The following is a 21,332-nucleotide window of genomic DNA, read 5'->3' as shown; positions in this document are numbered from 1 at the left end:
GGCGTCGAACCCGGAGACCTAGTGGAGCGTGCCATGAGCGAGTCCGTGAACCCCACCGGTGCCGAGCCCGACGCCCTGTCGGCACTGCGGCGGCGGCTGGAGGGCCGCACGGCCGACGAGCAGGACCGGGCGCTGACCGCGCTGGTCCGGGAGCAGGCCCGCGACGTGCTGCGGACCGTACTGCCGGACGGCCCGGACGCCGTCGAGCCCGGCCGGCCCTTCCGCGACCTGGGCTTCGACTCGCTCGCCGCGGTCGAGCTGCACCGCCGGCTCACCGCCGCGACCGGCCTGGACCTGCCGGTCACCCTGGTCTTCGACCACCCGACGCCGCAGGCGGTCGGGCGGCTGCTGCGGACCCTGCTCGGTGGGGACGCCGCGCCCGCGCCGGTCGCCGCGCCGCTGCGCCGGCCCGCAGCCGACGACGAGCCGATCGCCGTGGTCGGCATCGGCTGCCGCTACCCGGGGCACAGCACCTCCGCCGACGACCTGTGGCGGCTGGTCGCCGAGGGCCGGCACGTGATCAGCGACTTCCCGACCGACCGGGGCTGGGACACCGACGGGCTCTACGACCCGGACCCGGGCAAGCCGGGCAAGACCTACGTGCGCCAGGGTGGTTTCCTGGAGGGCGCGGCCGAGTTCGACGCGGACTTCTTCGGCATCAGCCCGCGCGAGGCGATGACGATGGACCCGCAGCAGCGACTGGTGCTGGAGACCGCCTGGGAGGCGCTGGAGGACGCCGGCATCGACTCGGCGTCGCTGCGCGGCAGCCAGACCGGTGTCTTCATCGGCGCCGAACCGCAGGAGTACGGCCCTCGGCTGCACGAGGCCCCGGAGGGCCTGGACGGCTACCTGCTCACCGGCAACGCGCCGAGCGTGGTGTCCGGCCGGCTCGCCTACACCTTCGGTTTCGAGGGCCCGACGCTGACCGTGGACACCGCCTGCTCGGGTTCGCTTGTCGCCCTGCACCTGGCCTGCCAGGCGGTACAGCGTGGCGAGTGCACCACCGCGTTGGCCGGTGGCGTCGCGGTGATGGTGCACCCGGGCGCGTTCACCGCGTTCAGCCGGCAGCGGGGTCTCGCCCCGGACGGGCTGTGCAAGCCGTTCGCGGCGGCGGCCGACGGCACCGGCTGGGCCGAGGGGGTCGGCATCCTGGTGCTGGAGCGGCTCTCCGACGCCCGCCGCAACGGCCACCGGGTGCTCGGGGTGATCCGCGGCTCGGCGATCAACCAGGACGGCGCGTCCAACGGGTTGACCGCCCCGAACGGGCCGTCCCAGCAGCGGGTGATCATGTCTGCGCTGGCCGCGGCCGGTCTGTCCCCCGCCGACGTCGACCTGGTCGAGGCGCACGGCACCGGCACCCGGCTCGGCGACCCCATCGAGGCGCAGGCGATCATCGCCACCTACGGCCGGGAACGCCCCGCCGACCGGCCGCTGTGGCTCGGATCGCTGAAGTCCAACATCGGCCACTCGCAGGCCGCCGCCGGCGTCGCCGGTGTGATCAAGGTGCTGATGGCGATGCGGCACCGGGTGCTGCCGCAGACCCTGCACGTCGACGCGCCCACCCCCAACGTCGACTGGTCCGCCGGCACCGTCGCCCTGCTCACCGAGGCCCGCCCGTGGGACGACGCGGGCCACCCGCGCCGGGCCGGGGTCTCCTCGTTCGGGGTCAGCGGCACCAACGCGCACGTCATCGTCGAGGAGCCGCCGGCCGTCGACGACGAGGCCGCGCCCGCCGTGCCGCAGCTGCCCAGCGAGGTGCTGCCGGTGGTGCTCTCCGCCCGCAGCGGGGCGGCGCTGCGCGACCAGGCCGCCGCGTTGCTCGCCGTCGTGGGCACCGACGGGGACGCCCCGGAACTGCTCGACGTCGCGTACTCGCTGGCCACCACCCGGACCGCGCTGGAGCACCGGGCGGTGCTGGTGGCCCGGGACCGGGCTGCGGCGGTCGGGGACCTGGCCGCCCTCGCCGCCGGTGGGGACGTGCCCGGCGTGCATCTGGGGCAGGTCACCGGTGGCGGGCTCGGCTTCCTGTTCACCGGGCAGGGCAGCCAGCGGCTGGACGCCGGCCGGCAGTTGCACCGCAGCTACCCGGTCTACGCCGCCGCGTTCGACGACGCCTGCGGCTGGCTCGACCTGCAACTGGACGTGCCGCTGGCCGACGTGCTGTTCGCCGCGCCCGGCACCGCCGAGGCGGCCCTGCTCGACCAGACCGCCTACACCCAGTGCGCGCTGTTCGCGGTGGAGGTCGCCCAGTTCCGGCTGCTGGAGTCGTGGGGGGTCCGGCCGGACCTGCTCGCCGGGCACTCGATCGGCGAGCTCGCCGCCGCCCACGTCGCCGGGGTGCTCTCCCTGGAGGACGCCGCCCTGCTGGTCGCCGCCCGGGGCCGGCTCATGCAGCAGCTCCCCGCCGAGGGCGCGATGATCTCGGTGCAGGCCACCGAGGAGCAGGTCCGTCCGCTGCTGGCCGGGCGCGAGGCGCAGGTGGGCATCGCGGCGGTCAACGGCCCGACCTCGGTGGTGGTCTCCGGCGACGAGGACGCCGTGCTGGAGGTGGTCGCCGCCCTCGCCGCCGCCGGGCACAAGACGAAGCGGCTGAAGGTCAGCCACGCCTTCCACTCGCCGCTGATGACGCCGATGCTCGCCGAGTTCGGCCGGCTGGCGCACGTGCTGACCTACCGTCCGCCGACCATCCCGGTCGTGTCCACGGTCACCGGCCGACCGGTGCTCTCCGGTGAACTGTGCGACCCCGAATACTGGGTGCGGCACGTGCGCGACAGCGTCCGGTTCGCCGACGCCGTCCGGGCCATGGCCGACGAGGGGATCACCACCTTCCTCGAACTCGGTCCGGCCGGTGTGCTCTCCGCGATGGGTCCGGCCTGCCTCGACGACGACGCCGACGCGGTCTTCGCCCCCCTGCTGCGCGCCGACCACGACGAGGAGACCGACGTCGTGGCCGCCGTCGCCCGCGCCCACGTGCGGGGGGTGCCGGTGGACTGGACGGCGTTCTTCGCCGCCCGTGGAGCCCGTCGGGTCGCGCTGCCCACGTACCCGTTCCAGCGGCGCCGGTTCTGGATGGAATCCGGCGGTGGCAGCGCCGACGCGACCGGCTTCGGTCAGCTCGCCGCCGGGCACCCGCTGGTCGGCGCGGTCGTCGGCCTGGCCGGCGGCGACGGCGTGGTGCTCACCGGTCGGGTGTCGCTGCGCAGCCACCCGTGGCTGGCCGACCACACCATCTCCGGGGTGGCGCTGCTGCCCGGCACCGCCTTCGTCGAGCTGGCCGTGCGGGCCGGCGACCAGGTCGGCTGCCCCACCGTCGAGGAACTGACCCTGGAGGCGCCGCTGGCGCTCGACGAGCGCGGCGTCGCCCTCCAGGTGGTCGTCGGCGCCGCCGACCCGGCCGGCCGCTGCCCGGTGGCCGTCTACTCGCGGCCCGACGGGTCCGACCCGGACGACCAGCTCTGGACCCGGCACGTCAGCGGCTTCCTCACCCCGGAGGCCGCCGACGCCGGTCAGCCGCTCACCCAGTGGCCGCCGCGCGACGCCCGGCCGGTCGACCTGGCCGGCATCTACACCGAACTGGCCGACCAGGGCTACGGCTACGGCCCGGTCTTCCAGGGCCTCAAGGCCGTCTGGCGACGCGGCCAGGAGGTGTACGCCGAGGTCGCGCTCCCCGCCGACAGCCGGGCCGAGGCGGCCCGCTTCGGCCTGCACCCGGCGGTGCTGGACGCCGCCCTGCACGCCATCGACGCGGCCCGCCGGGGCGAGCCCACCGACGACGAGGTGCGCATCCCGTTCGCCTGGAACGACGTCACCCTGCACGCCGCCGGTGCTGCCGAGGTGCGGGTGCGGATCGCCCCGGCCGCCGGGGACAGCGTGTCGGTGACCCTCGCCGACGCCACCGGCGCACCGGTGGCCACGGTGCGCTCGTTCGTCTCCCGGCCGGTCTCCACCGCCCAGCTCACCGCCGCCCGGGGCGGCTACCATGAGCGGCTGTTCCGGCTGGAGTGGACGAAGCTCGGGCACCGGCCCGCCCCGGCGGGCACCCCCCGCTGGGTGGTGCTCGGCGACGAGCGGATCGGCTCGGCCACCCGGCACGCCGACCCGGCCGCGCTGGGTGCCGCGATCGACGCCGGTGCCACCGCCCCCGAGTGGGCGTTCGTCGGGGTCGGCAGCGGTGACGTCCGGGCCGCCACCGCCGACGCGTTGACGCTGCTCCAGCAGTGGCTGGCCGACGCGCGGCTGGCGAGCACCCGGCTGGTCTTCGTCAGCCGCGCCGACGACCTCGCCACCGAGGCGGTCTGGGGTCTGCTGCGCGCCGCGCAGACGGAAAACCCGGACCGGTTCGTCACCGTCCGGCTCGCCGACGCCCCGACGTCGCTGCTGGCCGCCGCCCTGGCCACCGGCGAACCGGAGCTTCGGGTACGGGACGGGGAGATCAGTGTGCCCCGGCTGGCCCGGGTCGCCACCTCCCCCGACGGCAGCGACGACGCCGGTTGGCCGACCGACGGCACGGTGCTGGTCACCGGCGGCACCGGTGGGCTCGGCGCACACGTCGCCCGGCACCTGGCCGGCCGGCACGGCGTACGCCACCTGCTGTTGACCAGCCGTCGTGGCCCGGCGGCGGCCGGCGTGGCGCAGCTGCGCGCGGAGCTGGAAGCGGCCGGCGCGACCGTCGAGGTGGCCGCCTGCGACGCGGCCGACGCCGACGCCCTGGCCGCGCTGCTCGCCGCCGTCCCGGCCGACCGGCCGTTGCGGGCGGTGGTGCACGCCGCCGGCATCGTCGACGACGGGACGATCGGCTCGCTCACCCCGCAGCGGCTCGACGCGGTGCTGAAGGCCAAGCTGGACGGCGCGGTCAACCTCGACCGGTTGACCCGCGACGCCGACCTGACCGCCTTCGTGCTCTTCTCCTCCCTGGCGAGCCTGCTCGACTGCGCCGGGCAGGGCAACTACGCCGCCGCGAACGCCACCCTGAACGCGCTGGCGGCCACCCGCCGGACCGCCGGCCGGCCCGCCGTGGCGTTGACCTGGGGCCTGTGGACCGGTGACAGCGGCATGGGCGGCCAGTTGGACGCCGCCGCGTTGCAGCGCATCGAGCGTTCCGGCATGCCCGGCCTCAGCCCGGCCGAGAACCTGGCCCTGCTCGACGCGGCGCTCGGCGTCGACGAGCCGGTGCTCGCTCCGATCCGGGTCGACCTGACCGCGCTGCGCAACCGGCCCGACGGGGTGCCGGCGCTGCTGCGCGGCCTGGTGCCGCTGCCGGCCCGCCGGTCCGCGCAGGCCGCCGGCCCGGCGGACGCCGCCCAGGGGCTGGCCCGGCAGTTCGCCGGCCTCACCCCGGCCGAACGGGACCGGGTCACCCTCGACCTGGTCCGCGCGCACGTGGCCGCCGTGCTCGGCCACGACGGCGCGGAGGCGATCGAGCCCCGCCGTGCCTTCAACGAGCTGGGCTTCGACTCGCTGGCCGCGGTGGAGCTGCGTAACCGGCTCAACGCCGCCACCGGGCTGCGGCTGCCGGCGACCCTGGTTTTCGACTACCCGACGCCGGTGGCGCTCGCCGAGTTCGTGGTCTCCACCGTGCTCGGCACCGACGTGGACGTGGCGGTGCCGGAGCTGGCGTCGGCCTCGTTCACCCAGGAGCCGATCGCCATCGTGTCGATGAGCTGCCGCTTCCCCGGCGGGGTGAGCACCCCGGAGCAGCTGTGGGAGCTGCTGGAGGGCGGCGTCGACGCGGTCTCCCCGTTCCCCACCGACCGGGGCTGGGACCTGGCCGGCATGTACGACCCGGAGCCCGGCAAGCCCGGCAAGACGTACTCGATGGAGGGTGGTTTCCTCTACGACGCGGCCGACTTCGACGCGGACTTCTTCGGGATCAGCCCGCGTGAGGCGGTCGCGATGGACCCGCAGCAGCGGCTGCTGCTGGAGACGTCGTGGGAGGTGCTGGAGCGGGCCGGGATCGACCCGACCTCGCTCAAGGGCAGCCCGACCGGTGTCTTCGCCGGCGTCATGTACCACGACTACGCGCTGCGTCTGCACCAGGTGCCCGACGAGCTGGCCGGCTACCTGGGCAACGGCAGCCTGGCCAGCATCGTCTCCGGGCGGGTCGCCTACACCCTCGGCCTGGAGGGGCCGGCCGTGTCGATCGACACCGCGTGCTCGTCGTCGCTGGTGGCGATCCACCTGGCCGTGCAGGCGCTGCGGGCCGGGGAGTGCTCGCTGGCCCTGGCCGGTGGCGTCACCGTGATGTCCACCCCGGACACGTTCATCGACTTCAGCCGCCAGCGGGGCCTGGCCAAGGACGGCCGGTCCAAGTCGTTCGCCGCCGGGGCCGACGGCACCGGCTGGGGTGAGGGCGCCGGCATGCTGCTGCTGGAGCGGCTGTCCGACGCGCGGGCCAACGGCCACCAGGTGCTCGCGGTGATCCGGGGCTCGGCCACCAACCAGGACGGCGCGTCCAACGGGCTCACCGCGCCGAACGGTCCCTCGCAGCAGCGGGTGATCCGGCAGGCGTTGGCCTCCGCCGGTGGCATCCCGGCGACCGAGGTGGACGCCGTCGAGGCGCACGGCACCGGCACCGCCCTCGGCGACCCGATCGAGGCGCAGGCGCTGCTGGCCACGTACGGGCAGGGCCGGCCGGGTGAGCGTCCGCTCTGGCTCGGCTCGATCAAGTCCAACATCGGGCACACCCAGGGTGCGGCAGGTGTCGCCGGTGTGATCAAGATGGTGCTGGCGATGCGCAACGGGCTGCTGCCGCGCACCCTGCACGCCGACGAGCCGTCCCCGCAGATCGACTGGTCGGCCGGCGAGGTGCGGCTGCTCACCGAGGCGCAGCCGTGGCCGGCGTTGGACCGGCCGCGCCGGGCGGGCGTGTCGTCGTTCGGGATCAGCGGCACCAACGCCCACGTGATCGTGGAGGAGGCCCCGCCGGTCGAGCTGGAGGGCGAGATCGTCGCGCCGCCGGCCGTGCTGCCGTGGGTGCTGTCGGCCAGGACCGAGGAGGCGCTGCGCGCCCAGGCCGCCCAGCTGCGGGCCGCCGTGTCCGCCGCCACCACCGACCCGGGTGACCTCGCGTACACCCTGGCGAAGGGGCGGGCTGCGCTGGACCGGCGGGCCGTCGTCGTCGGTGATGTCACCGACTTCCTGACCGGCGCGGACGCCCTGGTCGCCGGGGCCGCGGTACCGACGCCGTTGCAGGGTGGCTCCGGGGTGGTGTTCGTGTTCCCGGGGCAGGGTTCGCAGTGGGTGGGGATGGCGGTGGAGTTGTTGGATTCGTCTCCGGTGTTTGCGGAGCGGGTCAGTGAGTGTGGGGTGGCGTTGTCGGAGTTTGTGGATTGGCGGTTGGTGGAGGTTTTGCGGGGTGTGGAGGGTGCTCCGTCGTTGGAGCGGGTTGATGTGGTGCAGCCGGTGTTGTGGGCGGTGATGGTGTCGTTGGCGGGGTTGTGGCGGTCGTTCGGGGTGGTGCCGGATGCGGTGATCGGGCATTCGCAGGGTGAGATTGCGGCGGCGGTGGTGGCGGGTGGTTTGTCGTTGCGGGATGGGGCGTTGGTGGTGGCGTTGCGGAGTTTGGCGATTGCGGAGGTGTTGGCGGGTCGGGGTGCGATGGCCTCCATCGGCCTGCCCGCCGAGCGGGTCCGCGAGCGCCTCGACGCCTACGACGGCCGGGTGTCCATCGCCACGGTCAACGGGGTGTCGTCGGTGGTGGTGTCCGGTGACCCGGACGCCGTCGACGACCTCGTCGCCACCCTCAGCGCCGAGGAGGTGCGGGCCAAGCGGGTGAACGTGGACTACGCGTCGCACTCGGCCCAGGTGGAGCTGATCGAGCAGCGGCTGCGCGCCGACCTCGCCGAGGTGTCGCCCCGGTCGTCGACCGTGCCGTTCTACTCCACGGTGACCGCCGGGGTGCTGGACACCGCCGGGCTGGACGCCGGCTACTGGTACACGAACCTGCGGCAGACCGTCCGCTTCGAGGAGACCACCCGGGTGCTGCTCCGGGCGGGGATGCGGGTGTTCCTGGAGTGCAGCGCGCACCCGGTGCTGACCATGGGTATCGAGGAGACCGCCGCCGACGCGGGGGTCGAGGTGGCCGCCGTCGGGTCGCTGCGCCGGGGCGAGGGCGGGCTGCGTCGCTGGCTCACCTCGCTGGGCGAGGCGTTCGTCCGTGGGGTGCCGGTGGACTGGTCGTCGGCGTTGCCGGCGCGCCCGCGCGGTGAGGTACCGCTGCCGACGTACCCGTTCCAGCGTCGCCGGTACTGGATCGACGCGACCAGCGGCACCACCGACGTGGCGTCGGTGGGCCTCGGCGCGGCCGGCCACCCGCTGTGGGGCGCGTCGGTGGCGATGGCCGAGTCCGGTGAGGTGCTGTTCACCGCCCGGATCTCGCTGGACACCCACCCGTGGCTGGCCGACCACGCCGTCAACGGCACCGTCCTGCTGCCCGGTGCGGCCTTCGTCGAGATGGTGCTGCACGCCGGTGACCACGTCGGCCTCGGCCACCTGGAGGAGCTGACCCTGCACGCCCCGCTGCTGCTCGCCGAGCGCGCGGCCGTGCAGGTGCAGCTGCTGATGACCGCCGCCGACGAGTCGACCCGGCGGACCGTCAGCGTCCACTCCCGGGCCGAGCACGCCGAGGCGGACCTGCCGTGGACCCGGCACGCCACCGCCGTGCTCACCGACACCCGGGCCGCCGCCGGCTTCGACCTGCGGGAATGGCCGCCGTCGGGTGCGGTGCCGGTGGCGACGGCGGGGTTGTATGACGAGTTGGTGGTGCAGGGGTACGAGTACGGTCCGGTGTTCCAGGGGGTGCAGGCTGCCTGGCGGGTTGGTGAGGTGGTGTTTGCTGAGGTTGCGCTTCCGGAGGAGGCGCATGGGGAGGCGTCGCGGTTCGGGGTGCATCCGGCGTTGTTGGATGCGGCGTTGCAGGTGGTGGGGATCGGTGAGCCGGTGCCGGTGGGTCGTCCGCCGTTGCTGCCGTTCGCCTGGACGGACGTGACGCTGCACGCCACGGGCGCGACCGCCCTGCGGGTGCGGGTCACCCCGACCGGCCCGGAGGCGGTCACCCTGCACCTGGCCGACCCGACCGGTGCGCCGGTCGCCGAGATCGGCTCCCTGGTGTCCCGGCCGGTGCAGCTCGCCACCGCCACCACCGAGGGCAACCTCTACCGGGTCGACTGGACCCCCGTCGCGGTGCCCGCCACCCCGACGCCCTCCTGGGCGCACCTGGCTGACCTCGCCGACGACGTGCCGGAGCTGGTCCTCGCCCGGCTCACCGACGACGGGCAGGTCGCCGACGTCGAGGTCGCCGCGCGGGCCGCGGTGGGTACGGCGCTCGCGCTGCTGCAACGCTGGCTGGCCGACCCCCGGTTGGCCGAGTCCCGGCTCGTGGTGCTCACCAGCGGTGCGGCCGACCAGGTGACCGACCTGGTGCACGCCCCGGTGTGGGGCCTGGTCCGGGCCGCCCAGGTGGAGAACCCGGGTCAGTTCGTGCTGGTGGACGCCGATCCGGAGACTCCGGTGGAGGAGATCCTGGCGGCGGTGGGCACCGGTGAGCCGGAGCTGTCGCTGCGGGACGGTCAGGTGCGGGTGCCGCGCCTGGCCCGCGCCGCCGCCGGGGACCCGGTGTGGCGTGCCGACGGTGCGGTGCTGGTCACCGGCGGCACCGGTGTGCTGGGCGGGTTGGTGGCCCGGCACCTGGTGGCGGTGCACGGGGTGCGGGACCTGGTGCTGACCTCGCGGCGTGGCCTGACCGCGCCGGGTGCGGAGCAGTTGCGCGACGAGTTGACGGCGTTGGGTGCCTCCGTGGAGGTGGTGGCGGCTGACCTGGCCGACCGGGATGCGGTCGCGGCGGTGCTGGACGGCATCCCGGCGTTGACCGCCGTCGTGCACACCACCGGCGCGCTGGACGACGGCACCGTCGCCGCGTTCACCGACGCGCAGCTCGACACCGTGTGGCGGGCCAAGGCCACCCCGGCCTGGCACCTGCACGAGCTGACCCGCGACCGTGACCTGTCGGCGTTCGTGCTGTTCTCCTCGGCCGCCGGCGTGGTCGACGGCTCCGGGCAGGGCAACTACGCCGCCGCGAACGTCTTCGTCGACGCCCTGGCCGCGCACCGGCGGGCCCTGGGCCTGCCGGCCACGTCGCTGGCGTGGGGTTTCTGGGAGCAGCGCAGTGGGATGACCGCGCACCTCGGCGAGGCCGACGTGGCCCGGATGGCCCGCTCCGGTGTGCTCGGCATCGGCACCGACCAGGGCCTCGCCCTGCTGGATGCGGCGGTCGCGACCGACGAGGCGCTGCTGGTGCCGGTCCGGCTGGACACCGCCGCGCTGCGCGCCCAGGGCCAGCAGCTCCCGGCCCTGTTCCGGGGCCTGGTCCGGCTCCCGGCCCGACGGGCCGCCGGTGCGACCGCGACGCCGCTCGTCGGCTCGGCACTGCACCGGCAACTGCTCGGCCTCGCCGACGCCGACCAGCGGCGGCTGCTGCTCGACCTGGTCCGGGCCAACGTCGCCGGGGTGCTCGGCCACGAGAGCCCGGCCACCGTCGAGCCGTCCCGGGCGTTCCGGGAACTCGGCTTCGACTCGCTGGCCGCCGTGGAGCTGCGCAACAAGCTCAACACCGCCACCGGGCTGCGGCTGCCGGCGACCCTGGTATTCGACTACCCCAATCCGACCGCGCTCGCCGACTACCTGCACACCAGGATCCTCGGCGCGGCCACCCCGCAGGCCCCGACCGTGGCCACCCCCGTCGCCGACGACGAACCCGTCGCCATCGTCGCGATGAGCTGCCGCTTCCCCGGCGGGGTCCGCACCCCCGAGGACCTGTGGCGGCTGCTCGCCGACGGCACCGACGCGATCACCCCGTTCCCCACCGACCGGGGCTGGGACCTGGCCGGCATGTACGATCCGGAGCCCGGCCGGACCGGCAAGACGTACGCCATGGAGGGTGGTTTCCTCTACGACGCGGCCGACTTCGACCCGGACTTCTTCGGGATCAGCCCGCGTGAGGCGGTCGCCATGGACCCGCAGCAGCGGCTGCTGCTGGAAACCTCGTGGGAGGCCCTGGAGCGGGCCGGCATCGACCCGAACTCGCTGCGCGGCAGCCTCACCGGCGTCTTCGCCGGTGTGATGTACCACGACTACGCCAGCCGGCTGCCCGAGGTGCCCGAGGAACTCGCCGGTTACCTGGGCAACGGCAGCATGGCAAGCGTCGCGTCGGGGCGGATCGCCTACACCCTGGGCCTGGAGGGGCCGGCGGTCAGCGTCGACACCGCCTGCTCGTCGTCGCTGGTGGCGATCCACCTGGCGGTGCAGGCACTGCGCTCCGGCGAGTGCTCGCTCGCCCTGGCCGGCGGTGTCACCGTGATGTCCACCCCGGACACGTTCATCGAGTTCAGCCTCCAGCGGGGCCTGGCCGCCGACCACCGGTGCAAGTCCTTCGCGGCCGGCGCGGACGGCACGGCGATGTCCGAGGGCGTCGGCATGCTGCTGCTGGAGCGGCTGTCCGACGCCGAGCGCAACGGCCACCACGTCCTGGCGGTGGTGCGGGGTTCGGCGATCAACCAGGACGGCGCGTCCAACGGGCTCACCGCGCCGAACGGTCCCTCGCAGCAGCGGGTGATCCGGCAGGCGCTCGCGGCGGCCGGTGGCATCCCGGCGACCGAGGTGGACGCCGTCGAGGCGCACGGCACCGGCACCACCCTCGGCGACCCGATCGAGGCCCAGGCGCTGCTGGCCACGTACGGCCAGGAACGCCCCGGGGACCGGCCGCTGTGGCTCGGCTCGGTGAAGTCGAACATCGGCCACACCCAGGGTGCGGCCGGCGTCGCCGGTGTGATCAAGATGGTGCTGGCGATGCGGCACGGGGTCCTGCCCCGCACCCTGCACGTGGACGAGCCCACCCCGCAGGTGGACTGGTCGGCCGGGGCGGTCCGGCTGCTCACCGAGGAGCAGCAGTGGCCGGCGCTGGACCGGCCCCGCCGGGCGGGCGTGTCGTCGTTCGGCATCAGCGGCACCAACGCCCACGTCATCCTCGAACAGGCGCCCCCGGCCGAGGAGCCGCCGGTCGACGCCCCCGAGCCGGAGCTGCTGCCCTGGGTGCTGTCGGCCCGTACCGACCAGGCCCTGCGGGAGCAGGCCGCCCGGGTGGCCGACGTCGCGGGCGACGGGTCCGTCAAGGCCGGTGACCTCGCGTACGCGCTGGCGACCGGGCGGGCGCTGCTCGACCGGCGCACGGTCATCGTCGGCGACCGGAACGACTTCGTCGCCGGGGCGCGGGCGTTCGCCACCGACGGCACCGCCCCCGGCGTGCTCCAGGGCGGCACGGTCTTCGTGTTCCCGGGGCAGGGTTCGCAGTGGGTGGGGATGGCGGTGGAGTTGTTGGATTCGTCTCCGGTGTTTGCGGAGCGGGTCAGTGAGTGTGGGGTGGCGTTGTCGGAGTTTGTGGATTGGCGGTTGGTGGAGGTTTTGCGGGGTGTGGAGGGTGCTCCGTCGTTGGAGCGGGTTGATGTGGTGCAGCCGGTGTTGTGGGCGGTGATGGTGTCGTTGGCGGGGTTGTGGCGGTCGTTCGGGGTGGTGCCGGATGCGGTGATTGGGCATTCGCAGGGTGAGATTGCGGCGGCGGTGGTGGCGGGTGGTTTGTCGTTGCGGGATGGGGCGTTGGTGGTGGCGTTGCGGAGTTTGGCGATTGCGGAGGTGTTGGCGGGTCGGGGTGCGATGGCCTCCATCGGCCTGCCCGAGCGGGCGGCGGCCGAACGGCTGACCGGCTACGCCGACCGCATCTCGATCGCCACCGTCAACGGCACCTCCTCGGTCGTCGTCTCCGGTGACCCGGACGCCGTCGACGACCTGGTCGCGACGCTTTCCGCCGAGGGCCTGCGGGCGAAGCGGGTGAACGTGGACTACGCGTCGCACTCGGCGCAGGTGGAGCTGATCGAGCAGCGGCTGCGGGCCGACCTCGCCGAGGTCAGCCCGCGCGCCGCCACGGTCCCGTTCTACTCGACCGTCACCGGCCGGGTGCTCGACACCACCGGCCTGGACGCCGGCTACTGGTACACCAACCTGCGGCAGACCGTCCGCTTCGAGGAGACCACCCGCGCCCTGCTCGACGCCGGGATGCGGGTGTTCCTGGAGTGCAGCGCGCACCCGGTGCTGACCATGGGTATCGAGGAGACCGCCGCCGACGCGGGGGTCGAGGTGGCCGCCGTCGGGTCGCTGCGCCGGGGCGAGGGCGGGCTGCACCGCTGGCTCACCTCGCTCGGTGAGGCGTTCACCCGGGGCGTCACCGTCGACTGGTCGCCGGTGCTGCCGTCCCGCCCCCGGGGCGAGGTGCCGCTGCCGACGTACCCGTTCCAGCGCCGCCGCTACTGGCTGAACGCCACCGGTGGCAGCGCCGACCTCACCTCCGCCGGTCTCGGCTCCGCCGGGCACCCGCTGTGGGGGGCCGCCGTCACCATGGCCGAATCCGGTGAGGTGCTGTTCACCGGCCGGATCTCGCTGGACACCCACCCGTGGCTGGCCGACCACGCCGTCAACGGCACCGTCCTGCTGCCCGGCACCGGTTTCGTCGAACTCGTCCTGCACGCCGGGGACGACGTCGGCCTCGGTCACCTCGACGAGCTGACCCTGCACGCCCCGCTGATCCTGCCCGAGCAGGGTGCCGTACAGGTGCAGTTGCTGCTCGCCGCCGCCGACGACACCGGCCGCCGCACGGTCACCGTGCACTCCCGGCCGGAACACACCGGCAGCTGGGTCCGGCACGCCACCGGCGTGCTCTCCGCCGACGTCACCGACCCCGGCTTCGACCTGCGGGAATGGCCGCCGTCGGGTGCGGTGCCGGTGCCGACGGCGGGGTTGTATGACGAGTTGGTGGTGCAGGGGTACGAGTACGGTCCGGTGTTCCAGGGGGTGCAGGCTGCCTGGCGGGTTGGTGAGGTGGTGTTTGCTGAGGTTGCGCTTCCGGAGGAGGCGCATGGGGAGGCGTCGCGGTTCGGGGTGCATCCGGCGTTGTTGGATGCGGCGTTGCAGGTGGTGGGGATCGGTGAGCCGGTGCCGGTGGGTCGTCCGCCGTTGCTGCCGTTCGCCTGGACGGACGTGACGCTGCACGCCACGGGCGCGACCGCCCTGCGGGTGAAGGTCACCGCCAGCGGGCCGGAGTCCGCCACCCTGCACCTGGCCGACCCGGACGGCGAACCGGTCGCCGTGGTCGGCGCGCTGGTGTCCCGCCCGGTCCAGCTCACCGCCGCCGCCCCGACCGACGGGGACCTGTACCGCGTCGACTGGGTGACCGTGCCCACCGGCACCGCCGCCGAATCGTGGGGCTACCTGGAGGGCCTCGGCCTCGGCGTCCCCGACGTCGTGCTCGCCCCGCTCACCCCGCCCGCCGTCGACCTCGACCCGGCCACCGCCGCCCGGACCGCGGTGGGGGAGACCCTCGCCCTGCTCCAGTCCTGGCTGGCCGACCCGACCCAGGCCGCCGCCCGGCTGGTGGTGATCACCAACGGTGCCGTCGACGGCGGCACCGACCTGGCCCACGCCCCGATCTGGGGCCTGGTCCGGGCCGCGCAGGCGGAGAACCCCGGCCAGTTCGTGCTGGTGGACGCCGACCCGGAGACCCCGGTGGAGGAGATCCTGGCGGCGGTGGGCACCGGTGAGCCGGAGCTGTCGCTGCGGGACGGTCAGGTGCGGGTGCCGCGCCTGGCCCGCGCGACCACCACCGCGCAGCCGTGGCGGGCCGACGGCACGGTGCTGGTCACCGGCGGCACCGGTGTGCTGGGCGCGCTCGTCGCCCGGCACCTGGTGACGGTGCACGGGGTGCGTGACCTGGTGTTGACCTCGCGGCGTGGGCTGACCGCGCCGGGCGCGGTGGAGTTGCGCGACGAACTGACCGGCCTCGGGGCCACCGTCGAGGTGGTGGCCGCCGACCTGGCCGACCGGGACGCGGTCGCCACCCTGCTGGACGGCATCCCGGCGTTGACCGCCGTCGTGCACACCACCGGGGTCCTCGACGACGGCCTGCTGACCGCCCTCACCCCGGAACAGCTCGACACCGTGTGGCGGGCCAAGGCCGACCCGGCCTGGCACCTGCACGAGCTGACCCGCGACCGTGAGCTGTCGGCGTTCGTGCTGTTCTCCTCCGCCGCCGGGGTCCTCGACGGGGCGGGACAGGCCAACTACGCCGCCGCGAACGTCTTCCTCGACGCCCTGGCCGCGCACCGGCGGGCCCTGGGCCTGCCGGCCACGTCGCTGGCGTGGGGTTTCTGGGAGCAGCGCAGCGGGATGACCGCGCACCTCGGCGAGGCCGACGTGGCCCGGATGGCCCGCTCCGGCGTCCTGCCGCTGGACTCCGACCGGGGGCTGGCCCTGCTCGATGCGGCGGTGGCCGGCGACGAGGCGTTGCTGGTGCCGGTCCGGCTGGACACCGCCGCGCTGCGCGCCCAGGGCCAGCAGCTCCCGGCCCTGTTCCGGGGCCTGGTCCGGCTCCCGGCCCGGCGGGCGGCGGGTGGTCCCGCCACCCCGGCCACCGGCTCCGGCCTGCACCGGCAGCTCGTCACCCTCGACGCGGACGACCAGCACCGGGTGCTACTCGACCTGGTCCGGGCCAACGTCGCGGCCGTCCTCGGCCACGACAGCGGCACCGCCGTCGAGCCGGCGCGGGCGTTCAAGGAACTCGGCTTCGACTCGCTGGCCGCCGTCGAGCTGCGCAACCGGCTCAACACCGCCACCGGGCTGCGGCTGCCGGCGACCCTGGTCTTCGACTACCCGAACCCGACCGCGCTCGCCGGGTACCTGCACGGCACGATCCTCGGCGGACCGGCGCAGGCGCAGCCGACCACGGTGGTCCGGCCGGTGGTCGACGAACCCGTCGCCATCGTCGCGATGAGCTGCCGCTTCCCCGGCGGGGTCCGCACCCCCGAGGACCTGTGGCAACTCCTGGTCGACGGCGCGGACGCCATCTCGCCGTTCCCCACCGACCGGGGCTGGGACCTCGACCACCTCTACGACCCGGAGCCCGGCAAGCCCGGCCGGACGTACTCGCTGGAGGGTGGTTTCCTCTACGACGCGGCCGACTTCGACCCGGACTTCTTCGGCATCGGCCCGCGTGAGGCGGTCGCGATGGACCCGCAGCAGCGGCTGCTGCTGGAAACGTCGTGGGAGGTGCTGGAGCGGGCCGGGATCGACCCGACCTCGCTCAAGGGCAGCCCGACCGGGGTGTTCACCGGCGTCATGTACCACGACTACGGCAGCCGGCTGTCCGAGGTGCCCGAGGAGTTGGCGGGCTACCTGGGCAACGGCAGCATGGCGAGCGTCGCGTCCGGGCGGATCTCCTACACCCTGGGCCTGGAGGGGCCGGCGGTCAGCGTCGACACCGCCTGCTCGTCGTCGCTGGTGGCGATCCACCTGGCGGTGCAGGCACTGCGCTCCGGCGAGTGCTCGTTGGCGCTGGCCGGCGGGGTCACCGTGATGTCCAAACCGGACACGTTCCTGGACTTCAGCCTCCAGCGGGGGCTGGCTGCGGACGGCCGGTGCAAGTCCTTCTCCGCCGACGCCGACGGCACCGGCATGTCCGAGGGTGCGGGCATGCTGCTGCTGGAGCGGCTGTCCGACGCCGAACGCCACGGCCACCACGTCCTGGCGGTGGTGCGGGGTTCGGCGATCAACCAGGACGGCGCGTCCAACGGGCTCACCGCCCCCAACGGTCCCGCCCAGCAGCGGGTCATCCGGCAGGCCCTGGCCGCCGCCGACGTCCGCCCCGACGAGGTCGACCTGGTCGAGGCGCACGGCACCGGCACCACCCTCGGCGACCCGATCGAGGCACAGGCGGTCCTCGCCACCTACGGTCAGGACCGGCCGCAGGACCGGCCGCTCTGGCTCGGCTCGATCAAGTCGAACATCGGCCACACCCAGGGCGCGGCCGGCGTCGCCGGCGTGATCAAGATGGTGCTGGCGATGCGCAACGGGCTGCTGCCCCGCACCCTGCACGCCGACCAGCCGTCGCCGCAGGTGGACTGGTCGGCCGGGGCGGTCCGGCTGCTCACCGAGGAGCAGCAGTGGCCGGCGCTCGACCGGCCCCGCCGCGCCGGTGTCTCCTCGTTCGGCATCAGCGGCACCAACGCCCACGTCATCATCGAGCAGGCGCCGGCGGTCGAGGCGACGCCGGCCGACGGGGACGCCCCGCACACCCCGCCGGTGCTGCCCTGGCTGCTCTCCGCCCGCTCGGCGGAGGCGCTGCGCGCCCAGGCCGGATTGGTCGCCGACACCGGGGCCACCCTGGACGTGGCGTACTCGCTGGCCACCACCCGGGCGGTGCTGGAACGTCGGGCCGTGGTGGTCGCCCCGGCCGGGGACGACGCGGTCCGCGCCCTGCGCGCCGCCGCCGGGGGCACCGACCCCGCCGAGTGGGTGCAGGGCACGCCGTCGGCCGGCAAGCTCGCCATGCTCTTCACCGGCCAGGGCGCACAGCGCCTCGGCATGGGCCGCGAGCTGGCGGCGGCGTACCCGGCCTTCGCGGCGGCGTTCGCCGAGGTGTGCGCCCACCTGGACGCGCAGCTCGACCGGCCGCTGCGGGAGGTGCTCTACACCGAACCGGACGTCGCCGACGCCGCGTTGCTCGACCAGACGGTCTACAGCCAGAGCGCGCTGTTCGCCATCGAGGTGGCGCTGTACCGGCTGCTCGAATCGTGGGGTGTCCGGCCCGACCTGGTCGCCGGGCACTCCATCGGCGAGATCAGCGCCGCGCACGTCGCCGGGGTGCTGTCGCTGCCCGACGCCGCGACCCTGGTCACCGCGCGTGGGCGGCTGATGCAGGCGATGCGGGAGGACGGCGCGATGGTCGCCGTCGAGGCGTCCGAGGAGGAGGTACGCCGGGAGTTGGCCGGCCGGGAGACCGAGCTGGGTGTCGCGGCCGTCAACGGCCCCCGGTCCGTGGTGATCTCCGGTGACCACGACGCGGTCGGCGCGCTCGCCGACGACTGGCGGGCCCGGGGACGCCGCACCAAGCGGCTGCGGGTGAGCCACGCGTTCCACTCCCCGCACATGGAGCCGATGCTGGCCGAGTTCCACCAGGTCGCCGCCGGGTTGACCTTCGCACCGCCGCGGGTGCCGGTGGTGTCCAACCTGACCGGCCGGCTCGCCGACCCCGACGAGATCACCACCCCCGGCTACTGGGTGCGGCACGTGCGGGAGGCGGTCCGGTTCAGCGACGGGATCGCCACCCTGGAGGCGGCCGGCGTCACCACGTTCCTGGAGGTCGGCCCGGACGCGGTGCTCACCGCGATGGGCCGGGAGTGCGTCACCGACACCGACGGCGTCACCCTGGTGCCGGTGCTGCGCGGCGGCCGGGACGAGGCGGCGACCCTGCTGACCGCCCTCGCCACCCTGCACACCCGGGGTGTCCCGGTGGACTGGCGGGCCTGGTTCGCGCCCACCGGCGCCCGGGTCACCGACCTGCCGACGTACCCGTTCCAGCGGCGTCGGCTCTGGCTGGACGCCCCGGCGGGCGGCGGTGACGTGCCGGCGCTGGGTCAGCGGCCGGCCGCCCACCCGCTGCTCGGCGCGGTCGTCGGGCTGGCCGGAGCCGACGGCACCGTGCTGACCGGCCGGTTGTCACTGCGGACCCACCCGTGGCTCGCCGAACACGAACTCGCCGGGACGGTGCTGCTGCCCGGCACGGCGTTCGTCGAGCTGGCCGTCCGCGCCGGTGACCAGGTCGGCTGCGCCCAGGTGGAGGAGTTGACGCTGGAGGCCCCGCTGGTCGTCCCGCCCCGGGGCGGTGTCGACCTCCAGGTGGTGGTCGCAGCGCCCGACGCGACGGGACGCTGCCCGGTCACCGTGCACTCCCGGCCTGAGGACGGCGTCGACGGGTGGACCCGGCACGCCACCGGCGTGCTGGCCCCGACGGCGTCGACCGCGCCGGCCGGTTCGGCCGCCGACGCCTGGCCGCCGGCCGGGTCCACCCCGGTCGACCTGGCCGGCCGCTACGACCGGCTGGCCGACGCCGGCTACCACTACGGCCCGCTGTTCCAGGGCCTGCGGGCCGCCTGGCGCAACGGCGACGAGGTGTACGCCGAGGTGGCGCTCCCCGACGAGGCGACGTCCACGGCCGGCCGGTTCGGCCTGCATCCGGCGCTGTTCGACGCGGTGCTGCACACCCTCGACCTGACCGGGGACGAACCGGACGACGACCGGCTCCGGTTGCCGTTCGCCTGGCGTGGGGTCACCCTGCACGCCACCGGCGCGACGGCGCTGCGGGTGCGGCTGCGCCCGACCGGCCCGCAGGAGGTGGCGTTCGACCTGGCCGACACCACCGGCGCGCCGGTCGCCTCGGTGGCCTCGCTGGTGGTCCGGCCGCTGGCCGCCGACCGGTTGGGCGGGGCACGGGCCGCACACCGCTCGTCGCTGTACCAGGTCACCTGGGCCTCGGTGCAGACGCCGCAGGGCACCGGCGACGGCACGACCGTGGTCCTCGGCGACGACGACCTCGGCCTCGGGGTGCCCCGGTACGCCGACCTGGCGGCGCTAGCGGCGGTGGACGGCACGCCCGACACCGTCGTGGTGGCCTGGCGTTCCCCGTCGGACTCGCCCTCGGCGGTGGCCACCGGGGCGCTGTCCCTGGTGCAGCAGTGGCTCGCCGACGACCGGTTCGCCGGTGCCCGGCTGGCGCTGGTGACGACCCGGGCGGTCGCCACCACCGACGGCGAGGACGTGCCCCGGCCGGTGGACGCCACCGTATGGGGGCTGGTCCGGGCCGCGCAGGAGGAGAACCCGGGCCGGCTGGTCCTGGTCGACGTCGACGGGCCGGACCCGGCGGCGGTGCGGGCGGCCCTGGCCGTCGGCGGCGAACCGCAACTGGCGGTCCGTCGGGGTGACCTGCTCGCGCCCCGGCTGGCGGCGCTGCCGGTGCCCGACGGTGAACTGCCGGCCGGCGTCGACCCGACGGGCACGGTGCTGGTCACCGGCGGCACCGGTGGCCTGGGCCGGCTGCTCGCCGAGCACCTGGTGACCCGGCACGGCGTACGGCGGCTGCTGCTGGCCAGCCGGCGCGGCCCGGCGGCCCCGGGGGTGGACGAGCTGACCGCCCGCCTGACGGCGGCCGGCGCGGAGGTGACAGTGGCCTCCTGCGACCTGGCCGACCGGGCGGCGGTGGCTGCCCTGCTCGACGGGGTGCCCGCCGGGCACCCGCTGACCGGGGTGGTCCACGCGGCCGGGGTGGTCGACGACGGCCTGCTGCCGACGTTGACCCCGCAGCGGGCGGCGGCGGTGCTCGGCCCGAAGGCTGAGGCCGCCCGGCACCTGCACGAACTCACCCTGCACCGGCCGCTGCGCTGGTTCGTGCTGTTCTCCTCGGCGGCGGCCACCCTGGGTGGCGCCGGCCAGGCCAGCTACACCGCGGCGAACGCCTACCTCGACGCCCTCGCCCAGCACCGGCGGGCGCACGGTCTCGCCGGCACTGCGCTGGCGTGGGGCCTGTGGGCCGAGGCGGGCAGCGGGATGACCGGTCACCTCGGTGCGGCGGACCTGCGCCGGATGGCCCGTTCCGGGGTGGGCGCGCTGTCCACGCCCGACGCGTTGGCGCTGTTCGACGCGACCCTCGGGCCGGTGCCGGCGGTGGCCCTGCCGGTCCGGCTGGACCTGGCCGCGATCCGGTCCCGGGCCGACGGGGTGCCGCCGCTGTGGCGCGGCCTGGTCCGGGCGCCCGCCCGGCGGGCGGCGGCCGGTGCGGCCGGCCAGGTGGCCGGGGAGAAGCCGCTGGCCGACCGGCTGGCGGGGCTGTCGCCGGACGACGCCGACCGGACCGTGACCGAGCTGGTCCGGGCCCGCGCGGCCGAGGTGCTGGGGCACGACCGCCCGCACCTGCTGGACGTCGACAAGGGCTTCCTGGAACTGGGCTTCGACTCCCTCGCGGCCGTGGAGTTCCGCAACAGCCTCGGTGCGGCGACCGGGCTGCGGTTGCCGGCGACGCTCATCTACGACCACCCCAGCCCGGCGGCGGTGGCCCGGTTCGTCCGCTCCGAGCTGACCGGCGACCAGGCGACCGCACCGTCGCTGGAGGCGGAGCTGGCCCGGTGGGAGACGCTGCTGGACGGCACCGTGCCGGACGAGGCGGAGCGGGGCCGGATCACCGTCCGGCTCCAGGCGCTGATGTCCCGGTGGAACGCGGCGTACGGGGCGGCCGAGGTGACCTCGGACGCCCGGGACCTGACGTCGGTCACCGCGGACGAGTTGTTCGACATCCTCGACGACGAGTTGGAGTCCTCGGACTGACCCTCCTCCGGGGCGGCCCGAGGTCCGTCGACCCTCACGGGTGATCGGCGGACCTCGGGCTTCCTCCCGCGTACGGGTGGGCT

Annotated in this window: 1 protein-coding gene and 1 pseudogene; both read left to right on the top strand. The window is 75.1% G+C overall.

Annotated elements, in window-relative coordinates; all coding sequences use genetic code 11:
• Window positions 1-21 precede the first annotated feature (21 nt).
• A pseudogene (locus ACN260_RS20030) lies at window positions 22-19,461 on the top strand (SDR family NAD(P)-dependent oxidoreductase); the annotation flags it as partial.
• Window positions 19,444-21,249, top strand: coding sequence for a type I polyketide synthase (locus ACN260_RS20025; RefSeq protein ID WP_422756768.1), 1,806 nt, complete (start codon window positions 19,444-19,446; stop codon window positions 21,247-21,249). The pseudogene ACN260_RS20030 and the gene ACN260_RS20025, both read left to right, overlap by 18 nt.
• The last annotated feature ends 83 nt before the right edge of the window (window positions 21,250-21,332 follow it).

This window comes from Micromonospora sp. WMMD708 (assembly GCF_049315245.1).
Taxonomy (GTDB): domain Bacteria; phylum Actinomycetota; class Actinomycetes; order Mycobacteriales; family Micromonosporaceae; genus Micromonospora; species Micromonospora wenchangensis.
The sequence above is the reverse complement of the archived record's forward strand: the minus strand, read 5'-3'. Positions and strand labels throughout refer to the sequence as shown.